Annotated in this window: 15 protein-coding genes and 1 riboswitch; of the genes, 6 read left to right on the forward strand and 9 right to left on the reverse strand. The window is 65.9% G+C overall.

The genetic code is table 11. From position 1 onward, the window contains the following. Window positions 1-46: 46 nt before the first annotated feature. From U5A52_RS13615 to U5A52_RS13640, 6 genes are all read right to left on the reverse strand, one after another. Window positions 47-940, reverse strand: a complete 894-nt coding sequence (locus U5A52_RS13615) for an HlyC/CorC family transporter (RefSeq protein WP_321913704.1) — start codon at window positions 938-940, stop codon at window positions 47-49. Window positions 941-1,131: 191 nt separating this feature from the next. After that, window positions 1,132-1,821: a gamma-glutamylcyclotransferase gene (locus U5A52_RS13620; RefSeq protein ID WP_321935029.1), complete on the reverse strand. Its 690-nt coding sequence runs from the start codon at window positions 1,819-1,821 to the stop codon at window positions 1,132-1,134. A gap of 9 nt (window positions 1,822-1,830) precedes the next feature. After that, window positions 1,831-2,292: an rRNA maturation RNase YbeY gene (ybeY, locus tag U5A52_RS13625; RefSeq protein WP_321913706.1), complete on the reverse strand. Its 462-nt coding sequence runs from the start codon at window positions 2,290-2,292 to the stop codon at window positions 1,831-1,833. 35 nt (window positions 2,293-2,327) lie between these two features. Next, window positions 2,328-3,461 (reverse strand): PhoH family protein, encoded by a 1,134-nt coding sequence (locus U5A52_RS13630; RefSeq protein WP_321935030.1) that lies wholly within the window; start codon window positions 3,459-3,461, stop codon window positions 2,328-2,330. A gap of 56 nt (window positions 3,462-3,517) precedes the next feature. Next, on the reverse strand, window positions 3,518-4,891 hold the full coding sequence (gene miaB, locus U5A52_RS13635; RefSeq protein ID WP_321913708.1) for a tRNA (N6-isopentenyl adenosine(37)-C2)-methylthiotransferase MiaB: 1,374 nt from the start codon (window positions 4,889-4,891) through the stop codon (window positions 3,518-3,520). 280 nt (window positions 4,892-5,171) lie between these two features. After that, window positions 5,172-6,143, reverse strand: coding sequence for a LysR family transcriptional regulator (locus U5A52_RS13640; RefSeq protein ID WP_321935031.1), 972 nt, complete (start codon window positions 6,141-6,143; stop codon window positions 5,172-5,174). 115 nt (window positions 6,144-6,258) lie between these two features. Here U5A52_RS13640 and U5A52_RS13645 point away from each other — a divergent pair, with 115 nt between their 5' ends. The 4 genes from U5A52_RS13645 to ribB all read left to right on the forward strand — a co-directional run bounded on the left by U5A52_RS13645 (window position 6,259) and on the right by ribB (window position 9,929). Beyond that, complete coding sequence (locus U5A52_RS13645; RefSeq protein WP_321913709.1) at window positions 6,259-6,663, forward strand: VOC family protein; 405 nt, start codon at window positions 6,259-6,261, stop codon at window positions 6,661-6,663. Between the two features lie 58 nt (window positions 6,664-6,721). Next, window positions 6,722-7,909 (forward strand): MFS transporter, encoded by a 1,188-nt coding sequence (locus U5A52_RS13650; protein ID WP_321913710.1) that lies wholly within the window; start codon window positions 6,722-6,724, stop codon window positions 7,907-7,909. A gap of 189 nt (window positions 7,910-8,098) precedes the next feature. Further along, window positions 8,099-8,800, forward strand: a complete 702-nt coding sequence (locus tag U5A52_RS13655; protein ID WP_321913711.1) for an XRE family transcriptional regulator — start codon at window positions 8,099-8,101, stop codon at window positions 8,798-8,800. A gap of 70 nt (window positions 8,801-8,870) precedes the next feature. Continuing rightward, a riboswitch (FMN riboswitch) is annotated at window positions 8,871-9,044 on the forward strand. A 165-nt stretch (window positions 9,045-9,209) separates the two neighbouring features. Then, window positions 9,210-9,929, forward strand: a complete 720-nt coding sequence (ribB, locus tag U5A52_RS13660) for a 3,4-dihydroxy-2-butanone-4-phosphate synthase (RefSeq protein WP_321935032.1) — start codon at window positions 9,210-9,212, stop codon at window positions 9,927-9,929. Between the two features lie 92 nt (window positions 9,930-10,021). On the opposite strand, the gene U5A52_RS13665 is transcribed toward ribB, so the two are convergent. Further along, a complete protein-coding gene (locus U5A52_RS13665; protein ID WP_321935033.1) occupies window positions 10,022-10,708 on the reverse strand; it encodes an HAD family hydrolase in 687 nt (228 codons plus the stop codon). 199 nt (window positions 10,709-10,907) lie between these two features. Between U5A52_RS13665 and U5A52_RS13670 the strand changes: the two genes are divergently transcribed. Then, window positions 10,908-11,285 (forward strand): hypothetical protein, encoded by a 378-nt coding sequence (locus tag U5A52_RS13670; protein WP_321935034.1) that lies wholly within the window; start codon window positions 10,908-10,910, stop codon window positions 11,283-11,285. Window positions 11,286-11,578: 293 nt separating this feature from the next. Here the strand turns inward: U5A52_RS13670 and U5A52_RS13675 are convergent, their stop codons facing one another. After that, complete coding sequence (locus U5A52_RS13675) at window positions 11,579-11,776, reverse strand: hypothetical protein (protein ID WP_028205977.1); 198 nt, start codon at window positions 11,774-11,776, stop codon at window positions 11,579-11,581. A gap of 651 nt (window positions 11,777-12,427) precedes the next feature. Between U5A52_RS13675 and U5A52_RS13680 the strand changes: the two genes are divergently transcribed. Next, complete coding sequence (locus tag U5A52_RS13680; RefSeq protein ID WP_415765317.1) at window positions 12,428-13,261, forward strand: ferritin-like domain-containing protein; 834 nt, start codon at window positions 12,428-12,430, stop codon at window positions 13,259-13,261. A gap of 66 nt (window positions 13,262-13,327) precedes the next feature. Here the strand turns inward: U5A52_RS13680 and U5A52_RS13685 are convergent, their stop codons facing one another. After that, window positions 13,328-14,977: a DEAD/DEAH box helicase gene (locus tag U5A52_RS13685; RefSeq protein WP_321913715.1), complete on the reverse strand. Its 1,650-nt coding sequence runs from the start codon at window positions 14,975-14,977 to the stop codon at window positions 13,328-13,330. Window positions 14,978-15,075: the final 98 nt, after the last annotated feature.

Consider the following 15,075-nt stretch of genomic DNA (forward strand, 5'->3'; position numbering starts at 1 on the left):
CCAAAGGCTGGCGTCATCGGCGCATACGAGGCGCGCTCGCGCGAGCTCAGGTGCCCGGCGGCTGCAGCGCGGCTTCGCGCTGTCCTGCCATCGGGTCGCGGCGCACGAGCAGCATGTGGACCTGGCGCGCGTCGGCGCGCAGCACCTCGAAGATCAGGTCGTCGATGCGGACCTTCTCCCCGCGATGCGGCACGTGCCCAAAGTGGTTCGTGACGAATCCGCCGATCGTATCGACTTCCTCGTCCGAATAATGGGTGCCGAACGCCTCGTTGAACTGTTCGATTTCGGTGAGCGCGCGCACGCGGAAGCGCCCGTCGGGCGAGGCGATGATGTTGCCGCTTTCCTCGTCGAAGTCGTACTCGTCTTCGATGTCGCCGACGATCTGCTCCAGCACGTCCTCGATCGTGATGAGACCGGCCACGCCGCCGTATTCGTCCACGACGATCGCGATGTGGTTGCGGTTCTGGCGAAAGTCGTGCAGCAGCACGTTCAGGCGCTTGGACTCGGGAATAAATACGGCCGGGCGCAGCATGCCGCGCACGTCGAACTCTTCTTCGGCGTAGTAGCGCAGCAGATCTTTCGCGAGCAGCACGCCGATCACGTTGTCGCGATTGCCGTCATACACGGGGTAGCGCGAGTGCGCTTTCTCGAGCACGAACGGAATGAATTCGTCAGGACTGTCGGCGATGTTGATCGCGTCCATCTGCGCGCGCGGGATCATGATGTCGCGCGCGCAAAGCTCGGACACCTGGAACACGCCTTCGATCATCGAAAGCGAATCGGCGTCGATCAGGTTGCGCGCGTGCGCGTCCTGGAGGATTTCGAGAAGCTCGGCGCGCGAGTCGGGCTCGGGCGAGATGAAGTCGGTCAGCCGCTCGAGTAGGGAGCGCTTTTCCTGCGGTTTGTCGGTCTGGCGTCGACTGGGATAGGAGTCGTTCATGGTGGTGCGCCCTTTGCCGCTTGAGGGCAGGGCGCGCTGTTGCGGAGGGTTAAGGATACAACATGCCTGTGGCGCGACCGTGTAATGGCACACACGCGGCACACGTTCGGTACACACCGGCAGATCAATCCTAACGCAGATGCGGTGCGGCCGCCCGCTGAAACAAAAAGACTCGAGCCGTGACGCGAGGCTTACGCGCAGCGCGTGAGCAGCCGCTCCAGCGCGCGGTCGCGCATGCCGCTCTCGCGCAGCGCGTCCACGGTGCGGCGCACGTAATCGAGCGTCGTGCCATAGCGGCCCGACGCGCAGCCGAACACGGTGCGCACCGTCGCTTCGGAAAGCTTGCCGGTGTAGGACGCCACATCGCGCCGCATGACGAAGGCGAGCGCGTCGACGCGGCGGCCGTCGGCGAGCACGCAGGGCAGCCAGGCCGGGCGGTACGAGCCCATCGGCATTTCGCGGCGCCAGAGCGCTTCGAGGTGCGGCATCACGCCTTCGGCGGCGAGACGGAACGCGACGCCCGCGCACGAGCCGCCGCGGTCGAGTGCGAGCACGAGGCCCGGTTGCTCGGGCGTGCCGCGGTTCACGCGCGACCACAGGTAAAGCCCGCGATGGTAGCCGTGCACGCGCGAACGCACGTTCTCGGCGGTGGGCAGGCCTGGGTTCCAGATCAGCGAGCCATAGCCGAAGAGCCAGATGTCGCTTGCGCCGTCCCAGCCTTTCGACTTCAGTGTGCAGTCGAGCGAGGTGCGCAGCTCGTCTTCGCTCAAAAGTCGTGACTCGCCAAGCGTCGGCGGGTAGCCGGGGCAGGGCACACTCGCATCGCCCGCCTCGGGCAGGGCTGAGGGTTCGGCGAATTCGGGCGTGCGCTTGTCGTTCATGGCGGGGACTTACTTGTACGGATCAGGAAAGCCTAGCGAACTGAGCACCTCGGTCTCGATGCCTTCCATCTCTTCGGCTTCGGCCTCGTCTTCGTGATCGTAGCCCTGCGCGTGCAGCGCGCCGTGCACGAGCAGGTGCGCGTAGTGCGCGGCGAGCGGCTTGCCCTGCTCGGCGGCTTCCTTCTCCACCACGGGGCAGCACAGGATCAGATCGCCCGTGACCGGATCGTCTTCGCTCTCCGCATACGCGAAGGTGAGCACGTTGGTCGCGTAGTCCTTGCCGCGATACGTGCGGTTGAGCGTGCGGCCTTCCTCGGCGTCGACGAAGCGCACGGCCAGCTCCGCGTCCGCGAAGAGCGCGGCCTTGAGCCACGCCGCCACGGTGGCGCGCGGCAGCGCGGCCTTGTGCTCGGGGAACGCCTTCGCGGCGGGGAACTGCACAGTCAGTTTGAGTTTCGGTGCGCGGGGCATGGGGCTAAAGCAGTGATACGACGCAGGCGGCGGCGTTAGCGCGCGTCGCCCACGCCTTCGTCCTTTTTCGAATGCGCGTCATAAGCCTCGACGATACGCGCGACGAGAGGGTGGCGCACGACGTCCGCACTCGTGAAGTGCGTGACGGCGATGCCGCGCACGTCCTTCAGCACATGCTGGGCTTCGATCAGGCCGCTCTTGTGGCCGCGCGGCAAGTCGATCTGCGTGGTGTCGCCGGTCACGACCGCCTTCGAGCCGAAGCCGATACGCGTGAGGAACATCTTCATCTGCTCGGGCGTGGTGTTCTGCGCCTCGTCGAGAATGATGAACGCGTGATTGAGCGTGCGTCCGCGCATGTACGCGAGCGGCGCGATTTCGATCATCTGGCGCTCGAACATTTTCGCGGTCTTGTCGAAGCCGAGCAGATCGTAAAGCGCGTCGTACAACGGGCGCAGATACGGATCGACCTTCTGCGAGAGATCGCCCGGCAGGAAGCCGAGACGCTCGCCCGCTTCCACGGCCGGACGCGTGAGCACGATGCGCTTGACCTGATCGCGCTCCAGCGCGTCCACGGCGCAGGCCACGGCGAGATAGGTCTTGCCGGTGCCCGCGGGCCCGATGCCGAACGTCACGTCGTGCGAGATGATCTGCTTGAGGTACTCGCGCTGCGCGGGCGTGCGGCCACGCAGGTCGGCGCGGCGCGTGTAGAGCTTCGGGCCCAGTTCTTCGACATCGACGCCTTCGCGCGCGGGCTCGTCGAACGGATGATCCGGGTCGCCGCGAAAACGCGGGTCGATCTCGCTGGCGTCGTTACCACCGCCGTTGACACCACCCGCATGGCCGCGCACGCCGCCGTTGCCGTTGCCGCGCGGATCGTTGGCCGAGTTGCCGCCGAAGCTCGCCGGGTGTCGTGCTTCGACGAGCGCGAGCTGAATGTCGTCGACGGAAAGCGGATCGCGCGCCCGGTTGTAGAAGTTTTCGAGCGCCGTGAGCGCCAGCCTGGCGCCGCGCCCGCGAATGCTGATGCGATGGCCGCGCCGTGCGAGCGTCACGTCGAGCGCTTGCTCGATCTGCCGCAGGTTTTCGTCGAGCGGGCCGCAGAGGTTGGCAAGCCGCGCGTTGTCGTCGCGCGGCGCGGTGAATTCCAGATGCTGCTGATTGGGCTTCAAGGTGTCTCTGAACTCCTGAATTCCTGGCTGGGTGCGTCGAGCCGATTAATGCACGATTAATGCGCGAGCGTCGAGGCTTCTTCGTGCGCGAGCACGAGTTCGCCGCGCAGCGAGTGCGGGTACGCGTGGTTGATCTTCACGTCGATCATCTGGCCGATCAGGCGCGCGTGCGAAGCGAGCGGCGCCGGGAAGTTCACCACGCGGTTGTTTTGCGTGCGGCCCGACAGTTCGCTCGGGTCCTTGCGCGAAGGGCCTTCCACGAGAATGCGCTCGACTCGGCCAACCATCGACTGGCTGATGCGCGCGACGTTCTCTTCGATCGTGGCCTGCAGGTGCTGCAGGCGCTTGAGCTTTACCTCGCGCGGCGTGTCGTCTTCGAGATTCGCGGCGGGCGTGCCCGGGCGCGGGCTGTAGATGAACGAGAAGCTCGTGTCGTAGCTCATCTCCTCGACGAGCGCCATCATCTTCTGGAAGTCCTCTTCGGTCTCGCCGGGGAAGCCGACGATGAAGTCCGTGGAGAGCGACAGGTCCGGGCGGATCGCGCGCAGCTTGCGGATGATCGACTTGTACTCGAGCACGGTGTAGCCGCGCTTCATCGCCATGAGCACGCGGTCCGAGCCGTGCTGCACCGGCAGATGCAGGTGGCTCACGAGCTTGGGCACCTTCGCGTAGGTGTCGATCAGGCGCTGCGTGAATTCCTTCGGGTGCGAAGTCGTGTAGCGGATGCGTTCGATGCCCGGGATGTCCGCGACGTATTCGATGAGCGTGGCGAAGTCGGCCACGTCTTGCGCGCCATTGGTCAGCGCACCTCGATACGCGTTCACGTTCTGGCCGAGCAGCGTGACTTCACGCACGCCCTGGTCGGCGAGACCGGCGATTTCGGTGAGCACGTCGTCGAGCGGTCGCGAGACTTCTTCACCGCGCGTGTACGGCACGACGCAGTAGCTGCAGTATTTCGAGCAGCCTTCCATGATCGAGACGAACGCGCTCGGGCCTTCCACACGCGCGGGCGGCAGATGGTCGAACTTCTCGATTTCGGGGAAGGAGATGTCCACCTGCGCGCGGCCCGAGGCGCGGCGCGCGTCGATCATCTGCGGCAGGCGGTGCAGCGTTTGCGGGCCGAACACGAGGTCCACATACGGGGCGCGCGCGACGATCGCCGCGCCTTCCTGGCTCGCCACGCAGCCGCCCACGCCGATCAGCAGGTTCGGGTTCGCTTCCTTCAGCTCGCGCACGCGGCCGAGGTCGGAAAACACCTTCTCCTGCGCCTTTTCGCGCACAGAGCACGTGTTGAAGAGAATGACGTCCGCGTCTTCGGGGGTGTCGGTCTTCACGAGACCTTCGGCGGCGCCGAGTACGTCGACCATCTTGTCGGAGTCGTACTCGTTCATCTGGCAGCCAAAGGTCTTTACATAAACTTTCTTGGTCATCGGGTTTCGCCGTTCGCAGTGGTTGACCTGGGGGCGTCGTCCGCTTGATGCACGTGCGGGAGGCACGGTCTGCACGTCAGGACTACGGTGTTTTATGGGGCTGAATCGGGGTGCGGGAGACCGGCTACGAGACCGGCGTTGGCACCCTGTTTCTGGCAATGCGCGTTTTGCCATTCTTCGGACGTTCCGCTTTGCTTTTCACTTCATTTTGCCGACGCGCATTGGCCAACGATTGGCCCATGCGGTTGCGGCTGCGGATCGCTTTCTGCGCAATCCAGCATTATATCCGTTTGCGCCTTCGGCTTTGCGTCGCAACGGCTGGATCGGTGCAGGGCACCAGCGCCTCCAGTTCGCCCGAAGTCTGCGCGAAACGCTCGGTGAGGAAGTCGAGCAACACCCGCACGCGCGGCGCGAGAAAACGGTTGCGGTGATAGAGCGCGTGCAGCGGTGCGTCGGGGTAGCGCCACTCGGGCATCACCGTCTTGAGCCGCCCGGCGCGCAGGTCGTCGGCGACATCCCAGATCGACTTTACCGCCAGTCCGTAGCCGCACAGCGCCCACTGGCGCGCCACTTCGCCATCGGTGGATTCGAGCGCGCCGTCGAGCGGCACCGTGAAGGTCTGCGTTTCGTCGCCGCGCGTGAAGCGCCATTCGTTCACCGGCCCCGCCGCCGAGCCGATCACGATGCAGTCGAAACGGGCCAGATCGTTCGGCTCACTCGGCTCGCCGCAGCGCGCGAGGTAGGCGGGCGAGGCGCACAGCACGCGGCGGTTCGGCGCGAGCCAGCGCGCGACGAGCGAGCTGTCCTGCGGCGTGCCGAAACGAATCGCGAGGTCGATGTCTTCGAGCACAAGGTTCGAGAGCGAGTCGGTCAGCATCAGCGCGAAACGCACGTCGGGGTACAGGGCGCGGAATTCGTCGAGCCAGGTCATCAGCAGGTTGCGGCCGAAATCCGAAGTCGCCGAAATGCGCACCTTGCCGCGCACCGCGTTCTGGCCCTCCTGCAAGGCCGCCTTGGCGTCGTCGAGCGAGCGCAGCGCGTGCTCGCTGCAGGTGAGGTAGATACGGCCTTCGTCGGTGAGGCGCAGCTGGCGGGTGGTGCGGTCGAACAGCCGCGCATGCAGCTCCGCTTCGAGCCGCGCGAGCCGGGCGCTGGCCGCCGCGGGCGTGAGGCCGAGCTTGCGCCCGGCCGCGGAAAGGCTGCCGAGGCGGGCGGCTTCCACGAAAAGGCGCACGTCACCGAGATTGTCCATCGCGCGATTATTAGAAAGCGATTGAAAATGATTCAAATGCTACGCCAATTATCAAATTTGAGCGTAGCCGCGACAATGCGCGTGTTTTCAGGACAACCGCCCCGGCCCGCACGCCATGCAACTCGATCACGTCACCCTCGTCACGCCCGACCTCGAAGGCACATGCCGCTTCTTTCGCGACATCGTCGGCCTCGACGACGGCCCGCGTCCGCCGTTTCGCGTGAACGGTCACTGGCTCTACGCGAACGGCCGCGCGGTCATCCATCTGGTCGATGCGACCGTGCCCGCGAGCTTGGCCGGCGAGTCGTCTGCGCTCGTGGCGCCGCGCATCGATCACGTGGCGTTTCGTTTGGCGTCCGCTGCTGAGTGGCGCGCGCTCGTCGAGCGGCTTGCCGCGCACCGCGTGCCTTACCAGGTGGCCGAGGTGCCCGCGAGCGCGGAAGTGCAGCTTTTCGTGGCGCTCGCGCCGGGCGTGGTCGTCGAGTTCGTGACGTCGATGCCCGCTGACGCGGCGGTCTAGCCGTTGCCTGATTTGCCCTAAAGCCAATTTGAATTCCGGCTGATTTTTGGAGATTTCGATGCCTATCCCCTTGCTCGCGCTGGCCATCAGCGCCTTTGCCATCGGCACCACCGAGTTCCTCATCATGGGCCTGTTGCCCGACGTCGCGCGCGATCTGCACGTGACGATTCCCGCCGCGGGCCTGCTCGTGACCGGCTATGCACTCGGCGTGGCCGCCGGTGCGCCGCTGCTCGCCGCGCTCACGAGCCGCATGCCTCGCAAGCTCGCGCTGCAACTGCTGATGGGCGTGTTCATCGTCGGCAACGTGATGTGCGCCGTCGCGTCGAACTACTCGCTGCTGATGGTCGCGCGCGTGGTCGCTTCGTTTGCGCACGGCTCGTTCTTCGGCATCGGCGCCGTGGTGGCGGCCTCGCTCGTGCCGCAGGAAAAGCGGGCGAGCGCCATCGCGCTGATGTTCACCGGGCTCACGCTTGCCACCGTGCTGGGCGTGCCGTTCGGCACGGCCATTGGACAGCAGTTCGGCTGGCGCGTGGCGTTCTGGATCGTGAGCGGCTTTGGCGTGATTTCGCTGATCGGCGTGACCGCCCTGGTTCCCAACCATCACGACAGCGGCCCCGCGGGTCTCGGCCACGAAGTGCGCGTGCTGCGCGACCCGCAGGTGTGGCTCGCGCTCGGCATGACGGTGCTGGGCTTTGGCGGCGTGTTCGTCGTGTTCACCTACATCGCGCCGATTCTCGAACAGGTCGGCGGCTTCTCGCCGCGCGGCGTGACGCTGATGCTCGTGCTGTTCGGCGTGGGGCTCACGCTGGGCAACACGCTCGGCGGCAAGCTCGCGGACCGCGCGCTGATGCCTTCGCTCATGGGCATTCTCGTGATGCTCGCCGTGGTCATGGCCGTCTTCACGAAGACGAGCCACGCCATGTGGCCTGCCGCGATCACGGTGTTCGTGTGGGGCATCGCTGCGTTCGCGACCGTGCCGCCCTTGCAGATGCGCGTGGTCGCGAAGGCTGCGGCGGCGCCGAATCTCGCTTCTACGCTGAACATCGGCGCATTCAACGTCGGTAACGCAATGGGCGCATGGATGGGCGGTCTCGCCATCGCGCACGGCGTGGCGCTCGACTCGCTGCCGTGGGTGGCCGCGGCCGTTTCGGTGGCGGCGCTCGTGCTGACATGGGCGGCGGCGCGGCTCGATACGCGCAACGCGCCGGTGCGCCATGCGAGTGTGCCTCAGCAGCAAAATACGTGAGCGCTCGCGAGGGCAATGCGCAAAGGTAATGCGCCTTATGCGCAGGGCGCGAAAGCAATCCCGGATTGGCGCTCTGCAATGCTGATAACAGTGTGAAGATAACTTCGTTGGGCGCGGCAAATCGCGATGCTAGTCTTGCCTCCATTCATGCTCTTGCGCCGCAATGACGCGGCGCGCCTGGAGGCAGCCATGCATTCACCCCTCGCGCTCGTGCGCGAAGCACAGCCCAATATTGCGCACACCGAAGGATCTTACGAGGCGCTCGAGCATCTCGTCGGCGTGAACCTCGCCCGCCTGCGTGCCGAACGCCAGCTATCGCTCGATGCGCTCGCCCGCGCCTCGGGTGTCTCGCGGGCGATGCTCGCGCAGGTCGAGTCGGCGCGCAGCGTGCCGTCGATCAAGGTGCTCTGCAAGGTGGCGGCGGCGCTCAAGGTTTCGGTCTCGGCGTTCCTGCGGCGGCATGCGGTGAACGGCTTCGAGCATTTGCCTGCCGAGCGCGCGTCGCGCGTCGTGTCCGCCGACGGCCGCTATTCGGCGCGCGCGCTCTATCCGGAAGGGGAGCCCGCCGCAGCCGAGTTTCACGAGTTGCGCATTGCGCCGCTGCACACCGAGCCCGGCGTGCGCCGCCCGCCCGGCACGACGGTGAACCTCGTGGTGAGCGAGGGCACGCTCGAAGTGAGCGTGCACGATCGGCGCCAGCTGCTCGCCACCGGCGACGCGATTCTTTTCGACGCCGACCAGCCGCACAGCCTGCGCAACCCGGGCGACACCGAGGCGCGCGTGTTTCGCGTGACGCTCAACGCCGAGACGCCGCCGCGCTGGGACGTGCCCGCCGCGCCGGCTGGCGGCGATGCGGCGTCGCACAAAACGCGTTTCGAGCACATTGTCTAGTCGTGCTTTTTCGCGCTGCACGGTTTTGCAGCCTGTTGTATCCTTTGCCCGCCGGTTAATCCGGTAATCAGTGCGTCTTCAGGGCGGGGCGAAATTCCCCACCGGCGGTATGCCGGCCGCGCCGAAAGGCAACGCCGACGAGCCCGCGAGCGCCTGCGCGAGCTTCATGATGTGATGCGCAGGGTCAGCAGATCTGGTGTGAAGCCAGAGCCGACGGTCATAGTCCGGATGGAAGAAGATGTGCAGATGGTCATGTTTGCCCATCCGCCGCGGTGTTTCGGCCGATGCGCGTGCGTCCCCATTTTTCGGGGCGTGGCGCATGTCTGCCAAATCACGCGTGCCGGGGATTCCTGTCTGTTTGCAATGCCCTGAAACGTTTTTCGCCTAACTCTCGCGAGGAGCGTTTCACATGTCCAGTACTACTCTCGCTGCATCCCAAGGCGCGCCGCTCGACGCCGCCGCCGATCTCCCGTTCATCGATTCCGAGCCGGTGCCGCCGCGCATTGCCGCCGCGTTGCAAGCCATGCGCGAAGGCCGCCCGGTCGTGCTGCAAGACGACCACGATCGCGAGGACGAAGCCGACCTGATCGTCGCCGCCGAACGCCTGACGCCCGAAACGATGGCGCTTTTCATCCGCGAATGCAGCGGCATTGTCTGCCTGTGCCTCTCCGACGAGAAAGTGCACGCGCTCGAACTGCCGCCGATGGTGGCCCACAACGAAAGCCGCAACCGCACCGCGTTCACGGTCTCGATCGAAGCGCGCGACGGCGTGAGCACGGGCGTTTCGGCCGCCGACCGCGTGACGACGATCCGCGCTGCGATCGCTCCAAACGCGAAGCCTGACGATATCGTGCGTCCCGGCCACGTCTTCCCGCTGCGCGCGCAGCGCGGCGGCGTGCTGGCGCGTCGCGGCCATACCGAAGGCACCGTCGATCTGGCGGTGCTCGCGGGCCTCGCGCCAGCCGGCGTGCTGTGTGAGCTGATGAACCCCGACGGCACGATGGCGCGCGGCAAGCAGGTCGACGACTTCGCGAAGCTGCACAACCTGCCGATGCTCACGATTGCCGAGCTGGTGGCGTTCCGTGAATCGATCGCTGTGGCGCGCGAGCGCTGCGCCGAACCGGCCTAAGGGTCGCTGAAGTAGCGAGATGAGAAACGCGGCGCCGACAGGCGCCGAGTCTCGCTTTCTTTAAGGCTCGTGCGGTCTGCGCACGCGCCGCCTCAAGACTGCACGTCGCCGAATTCGCCGCGCACGCCCGCCTCGACGAGCGCCGGCAATTCTTCCATGTGCGCCATGATGCGCGTGATGCCCATCTCGCGCAGCACGTCGGTGTAGCCCGAAGGAATGTGGCTCGCGCCGACGAACGCGATCGTCTTCATGCCCGCCGCGCGCGCGGCGTTCAAACCCGAAATGCTGTCCTCGACGACGATGCAGCGCGCCGGCTCCACGCCGAGCTGCTTCGCCGCGTGCAGGTACACGTCCGGATAAGGCTTGGGCCGCGCGACCTGCTCGGCGCTGAAGATGCGCTCGCCGAAGATCGTGTCGAGCCCGGCGCGCCGCACCGAAGCGTGCACGCGCGTGAGCCGGCTGTTCGACACGACGGCGGCGGGCAGCGTCACCTGGCGCAAGGCGTCGCGCACGCCGTTGATCGGGCTCACCGACTCGGCAATGGCCGCTTCGCAACGATGTTCGATCGTCTCGAGAAAGTCCTCGGGCATCGTGAGGTCGAAGCGGGCGGCCACATCGGCGAGAAAGCGCGAGGTCTGCTGGCCGAAAGCCGCGTTCACGGCGGCGTGAAAATCGATGCCGGGAAAGGTGCTGCTGAGCGTGTCGAAGAGAACGCGGTCGGCAATGACTTCGCTGTCGACGAGCACGCCGTCACAGTCGCAGATGAGATGGTCGATCATGCGTGAAACGAGAGGCCGGGTAACGCGCGGCCGGGGCCGATGCGCGCGCCCGAGCCAGGCAGGCGGGAAGGTGGAAACCCCCAATCATACGTGCTTTTGCTTTTTGGACGCAGCGCACTCGCGGTGCACGGCGCGGTGCGAGAATAGCCGAGTCGGAATGCAGTCGTTCCAACCCGTCGAAAACGATAACGAGGCAATCATGCGTGCAATTGCAATGATCGGTGCGGCCGTGCTGCTCGCGGGGTGCGTGGGCGCGCCGCCGGGCCCGGAAGGCGGCGGGCGCGCGCCGTCGCTGGCCGCCTTGCAGCAGATGTGCGGCGGCCAGGCGGTCGATTTCGGCGCGTATGCGCCGGGCGTCTACGCGGCCATGTTCGACGCCTGGGTCGCCAATCGGCGCGGCAGGCTGCCCCAGGACCAGTTTTGCGGCTTCCAGGCTCAACTCGCGCAGCAATACACCACGCTCGGCAAGAGCGGTAACGCTCAGGCGCGGGGCGAGTGGGTGAACTTCCTCAATACCCAGCGCGCGCAGGCGCTGAGCTGGCGCTCGGCGGTCGACCCGACGCTGCGAGCGGGGTAGGCGGATAGCGGTGTGGCAGGGCGCGTGTCTACGCGCGTGCGAAGAAGCACGCGTCGCGCGAAACAACGCGCGCCGTGCGGGAGGGCGTGCCAGGGCGCAAAAAAATGGTCACGCGGGCATGAAGCGCGCGGGTCCGCGTGACCATGCACTGCAGGCGCGTACGTCTACTGCCGTGCGCCTGCATCGGGGACGTGCCCGACAAGCCGGGCTGGCGGACGATCCATACGTCCGCGCAAATCGATAGAGGGCAATGGAGCCTGTGGCTGGGCGGGCACCGGGCCCGCCGGATCAGGCTACGAACACCGTTTGATGGCGCGCAACGCAGAGTCGCCGATTTCGGTTAGTCGCCATTGCTGAAGGCCGGATGCAAGGCGCTCCAGTTGGACGAGCTGTCGTTCGAGCAAGGCGTCCAGTTCTTCTCGTTCCATGTCAAGCTGGTTGGGGGCGTCCTGTACTAGCAGCAGGGTGGCGAATTCATGCGGACTCAGCATCGTTCTCTCCGTGTTGCCGCATCAGAGGTCGCCGGTTGCAGCCCGCAGGGCGGCGCAGCGACAGGAATGCGGTGGTGTGAGCGAAAGCCTGCGACCGGGGAGAATCGTCTGGCCGGAGGGACCGGCCGCCCGGGCAGCCTGTGCGCGGCCCAAACGGCATCCAGCCCGGGATCTACCTCGGGGAACTGGAGTGTAGTCAACGCCGCTGCGTTGTACAAACCACGCCCCAAAAATATTCCCTTTGACATTCGAACCCGCTTGCAGCGGTGGCACGAGCCGTCCTGATTCGCGAAATCACTTGAAGTTCGTACTGCACCGCGGCACGCCGCGGGCGAATCCGCCTCGATCCGCCATGCATCGCGGGCCGGTATTTCCAGTGGGTATTCCGTTTGCGCCGCGGCCAGTCCCGGTCAGTCGCGGCCAATGCGCGTCACATGACGTAATGAGGAGAAGTCGTCCATTCCCGGAACTGTGAGGGTCGGGCCCGGTCTGTGCTGTGTGACTGCAGCTACGCGAAACTACGGCTAAGATTGAATTAGGGATGGCCGGTAATGTTCGCCGCGCGTGACTGGCGCCGCCCGCCGGGCCTCGGGGCTTCCGGCTTCGCGCTGCGCGTCGTGAGCGAAGATACCGCTTCGGGAGTAGGACACAATGCGTAACGAAAACGAGCCTCGCCATGAGATGCCCTGGCGCATCGAAGACATCGATCTCACACGTATCGACCGTCAACGTGCCGCCGCCAACGAAGACCTGATGCTGCTCCTCGCCGCCTCGTCTTTCATCGAAAGCGGTTCCGACCTTTACACCAGTAACCTGAACGTGTTCTTCAAAGGCGACCCGGAAGTCTCCGAGTGGCTCAACCGCGAATGGGAGCCCGAGGAGCTTCAACATGGGCGTGCGCTCAAGACGTACATCCAGTACGTGTGGCCCGAGTTCGATTGGGACGCAGCGTATGCAACCTTCATCGAAGAGTATTCGAAGACCTGTTCGTTCGAGGAGTTCGAGAAAACGCGCGCGCTCGAAATGGTCGCGCGCTGCGTGGTCGAAACCGGCACCGCCACGCTCTACCGTGCGATTGGCGAGTATTCGGACGAGCCCGTGCTCAAGGAAATCACCGACAACATTCGCAGCGACGAAGTGCGCCACTACAAGCACTTTTTCAGGTATTTCAAGAAGTACAACCAGATAGACGGGCACGGGCGTCTCGCCGTGCTCGGCGCGCTCATGCGCCGCGTGATGGAAATCAGGAACGAGGATTCCGCAATCGCGCTGCGCCACGTGTACGCGGGCCGCTACCCCGACCGCGTGCGCGACGAGGCCTATAGCCGCGAACTCACCGCGCGCGTGAACAAGCTGGTGCGCCACAATCTTTCCGCCGACATGTGCGTGAAGATGCTGCTCAAGCCGCTCAATCTGCCCGCGAAGATCCGGCCGGGCGTGCACTATCCGCTCGCGAAGATCACGGAACACGTCTTCTTCCGCTAAGACGTTCGTGCGTGAAAACAAAAAGCCCGCTGCTAGAGCGGGCTTTTTCGTTGCTGGACGCGAAGATCAGCGATCGCGCTGGCCGTTGCCGTCGCGGCGCGAATTGCCGCCGGGGCGGCCACCGAGCAGCGCGCCCGGGTTGCCCTGCGGCTTGCGTTGTTGCGGGCGGCCCAGCGCGCTTTCGTGCGAAACGCCGCGCTGGCTTTCGCGACGCGTATGCTCGCCGCGCGCGCCTTGTGCGCCGTGATTCGCGCCTTGCTGTTTCACGGGCTTGGCGGTGCGCACGCCGCCGCCATTCGATGCCGGCTTGGCCGGGCGCTGGCCGTTGTTGCCGCCGCCGTTGGCTGCATGCGCGCGGTTGTTTTCACGGCCACCGTCACGGTTGCCTTCGCGGTTGCCTTCGCGGCCGCCTTCGCGATTACCACCGCGCGGCTCACGCGATTCGCGCGCCTGCGCGGGCCGTCCGCCGTTCGCGGCATTTGCGCCATTCGACGCACCGCGGCCCTGGCCTTGCCCCTGGCGCGGCGAGCGGCCTTGCGGCTGGCTGCGGCGCTGGATCGGCTCAGGCTTTGCGTTCGGGTCCGGCTCGAAGCCCGGAATGACCTCTTGGGGCACTGCACGCTTGATCAGCTTTTCGATGTCCTTGAGCAACTGATGCTCGTCCACGCACACGAGCGACACGGCTTCGCCCGTCGCGCCCGCGCGGCCCGTGCGGCCGATGCGGTGCACGTAGTCCTCGGGCACGTTCGGCAGATCGTAGTTGACGACGTGCGGAAGCTGGTCGATATCGATGCCGCGCGCGGCGATGTCCGTGGCGACGAGCACCTGGAGCGTGCCGTCCTTGAACTCGCTCAAAGCGCGCGTGCGTGCCGACTGGCTCTTGTTGCCGTGAATCGCGAGCGCGCTGATGCCGTCCTTCGTGAGCTGCTCGGCGAGGCGGTTCGCGCCGTGCTTGGTGCGCGTGAACACGAGCACCTGAAACCAGTTGTGCTGGCGGATCAGGTGGGTGAGCAGGTCGCGCTTGCGGTCGCGGTCGACGGGATAGATCTTCTGCGCCACGGTTTCGGCCGTGGTGTTGCGGCGCGCGACTTCGATGAGCGCGGGCGAGTCGAGCAGGCTGTCGGCGAGCGCCTTGATCTCGTCGGCGAAGGTGGCCGAGAAGAGCAGGTTCTGGCGCTTGGGCGGGAGCTTCGCGAGCACGCGCTTGATGTCGTGGATGAAGCCCATGTCGAGCATGCGGTCGGCTTCGTCGAGCACAAGAATCTCGAGCTGCGAAAGGTCGATCGTCTTTTGCTGCATGTGATCGAGCAGACGCCCCGGCGTCGCGACCACGATATCCACGCCGCGCTTCAGGGCGTCGATTTGCGGATTGATGCCCACGCCGCCGAACATCACCGTGGACTTGAGCTTCAGATACTTGCCGTAGGCGCGCACGCTCTCTTCGACCTGCGCAGCCAGCTCACGCGTGGGCGTAAGGATCAGCGCGCGCACCACGCGCTTTCCGTTCGCAGCCGGCGGCATGTCCGTCAAGCGTTGCAGGATCGGCAGCGTGAAGCCGGCGGTCTTGCCGGTGCCGGTTTGCGCGCCGGCGAGCAGATCGCCGCCGCCGAGCACGGCGGGAATCGCTTGCGCCTGGATCGGCGTGGGCGTGCTGTACCCAAGTTCGTTGACTGCGCGGACCAGCGGTTCGGACAAGCCGAGAGAATCGAAAGACATAAACACCTGTTGTATTGCAGTAGCGCGGGCGTCGCTTCGCGGCCCGGGGGCGCGCTGCGCAGCCAAAGCGGTGTTGCCGGGTTCACATGCGCCAGGCG

Origin of the sequence: Paraburkholderia sp. J8-2, from assembly GCF_905220195.1 — a bacterium.
In the GTDB taxonomy this organism is placed as follows: domain Bacteria; phylum Pseudomonadota; class Gammaproteobacteria; order Burkholderiales; family Burkholderiaceae; genus Paraburkholderia.

Coding starts and splice junctions, on each gene's coding strand:
- U5A52_RS13655 (WP_321913711.1), top strand. CDS start 8,099: ATGCATTCACCCCTCGCGCTCGTGCGCGAAGCACAGCCCAATATTGCG.
- U5A52_RS13650 (WP_321913710.1), top strand. CDS start 6,722: ATGCCTATCCCCTTGCTCGCGCTGGCCATCAGCGCCTTTGCCATCGGC.
- ybeY (WP_321913706.1), bottom strand. CDS start 2,292: ATGCCCCGCGCACCGAAACTCAAACTGACTGTGCAGTTCCCCGCCGCG.
- U5A52_RS13615 (WP_321913704.1), bottom strand. CDS start 940: ATGAACGACTCCTATCCCAGTCGACGCCAGACCGACAAACCGCAGGAA.
- U5A52_RS13665 (WP_321935033.1), bottom strand. CDS start 10,708: ATGATCGACCATCTCATCTGCGACTGTGACGGCGTGCTCGTCGACAGC.
- miaB (WP_321913708.1), bottom strand. CDS start 4,891: ATGACCAAGAAAGTTTATGTAAAGACCTTTGGCTGCCAGATGAACGAG.
- ribB (WP_321935032.1), top strand. CDS start 9,210: ATGTCCAGTACTACTCTCGCTGCATCCCAAGGCGCGCCGCTCGACGCC.
- U5A52_RS13685 (WP_321913715.1), bottom strand. CDS start 14,977: ATGTCTTTCGATTCTCTCGGCTTGTCCGAACCGCTGGTCCGCGCAGTC.
- U5A52_RS13645 (WP_321913709.1), top strand. CDS start 6,259: ATGCAACTCGATCACGTCACCCTCGTCACGCCCGACCTCGAAGGCACA.
- U5A52_RS13620 (WP_321935029.1), bottom strand. CDS start 1,821: ATGAACGACAAGCGCACGCCCGAATTCGCCGAACCCTCAGCCCTGCCC.
- U5A52_RS13670 (WP_321935034.1), top strand. CDS start 10,908: ATGCGTGCAATTGCAATGATCGGTGCGGCCGTGCTGCTCGCGGGGTGC.
- U5A52_RS13680 (WP_415765317.1), top strand. CDS start 12,428: ATGCGTAACGAAAACGAGCCTCGCCATGAGATGCCCTGGCGCATCGAA.
- U5A52_RS13640 (WP_321935031.1), bottom strand. CDS start 6,143: ATGGACAATCTCGGTGACGTGCGCCTTTTCGTGGAAGCCGCCCGCCTC.
- U5A52_RS13675 (WP_028205977.1), bottom strand. CDS start 11,776: ATGCTGAGTCCGCATGAATTCGCCACCCTGCTGCTAGTACAGGACGCC.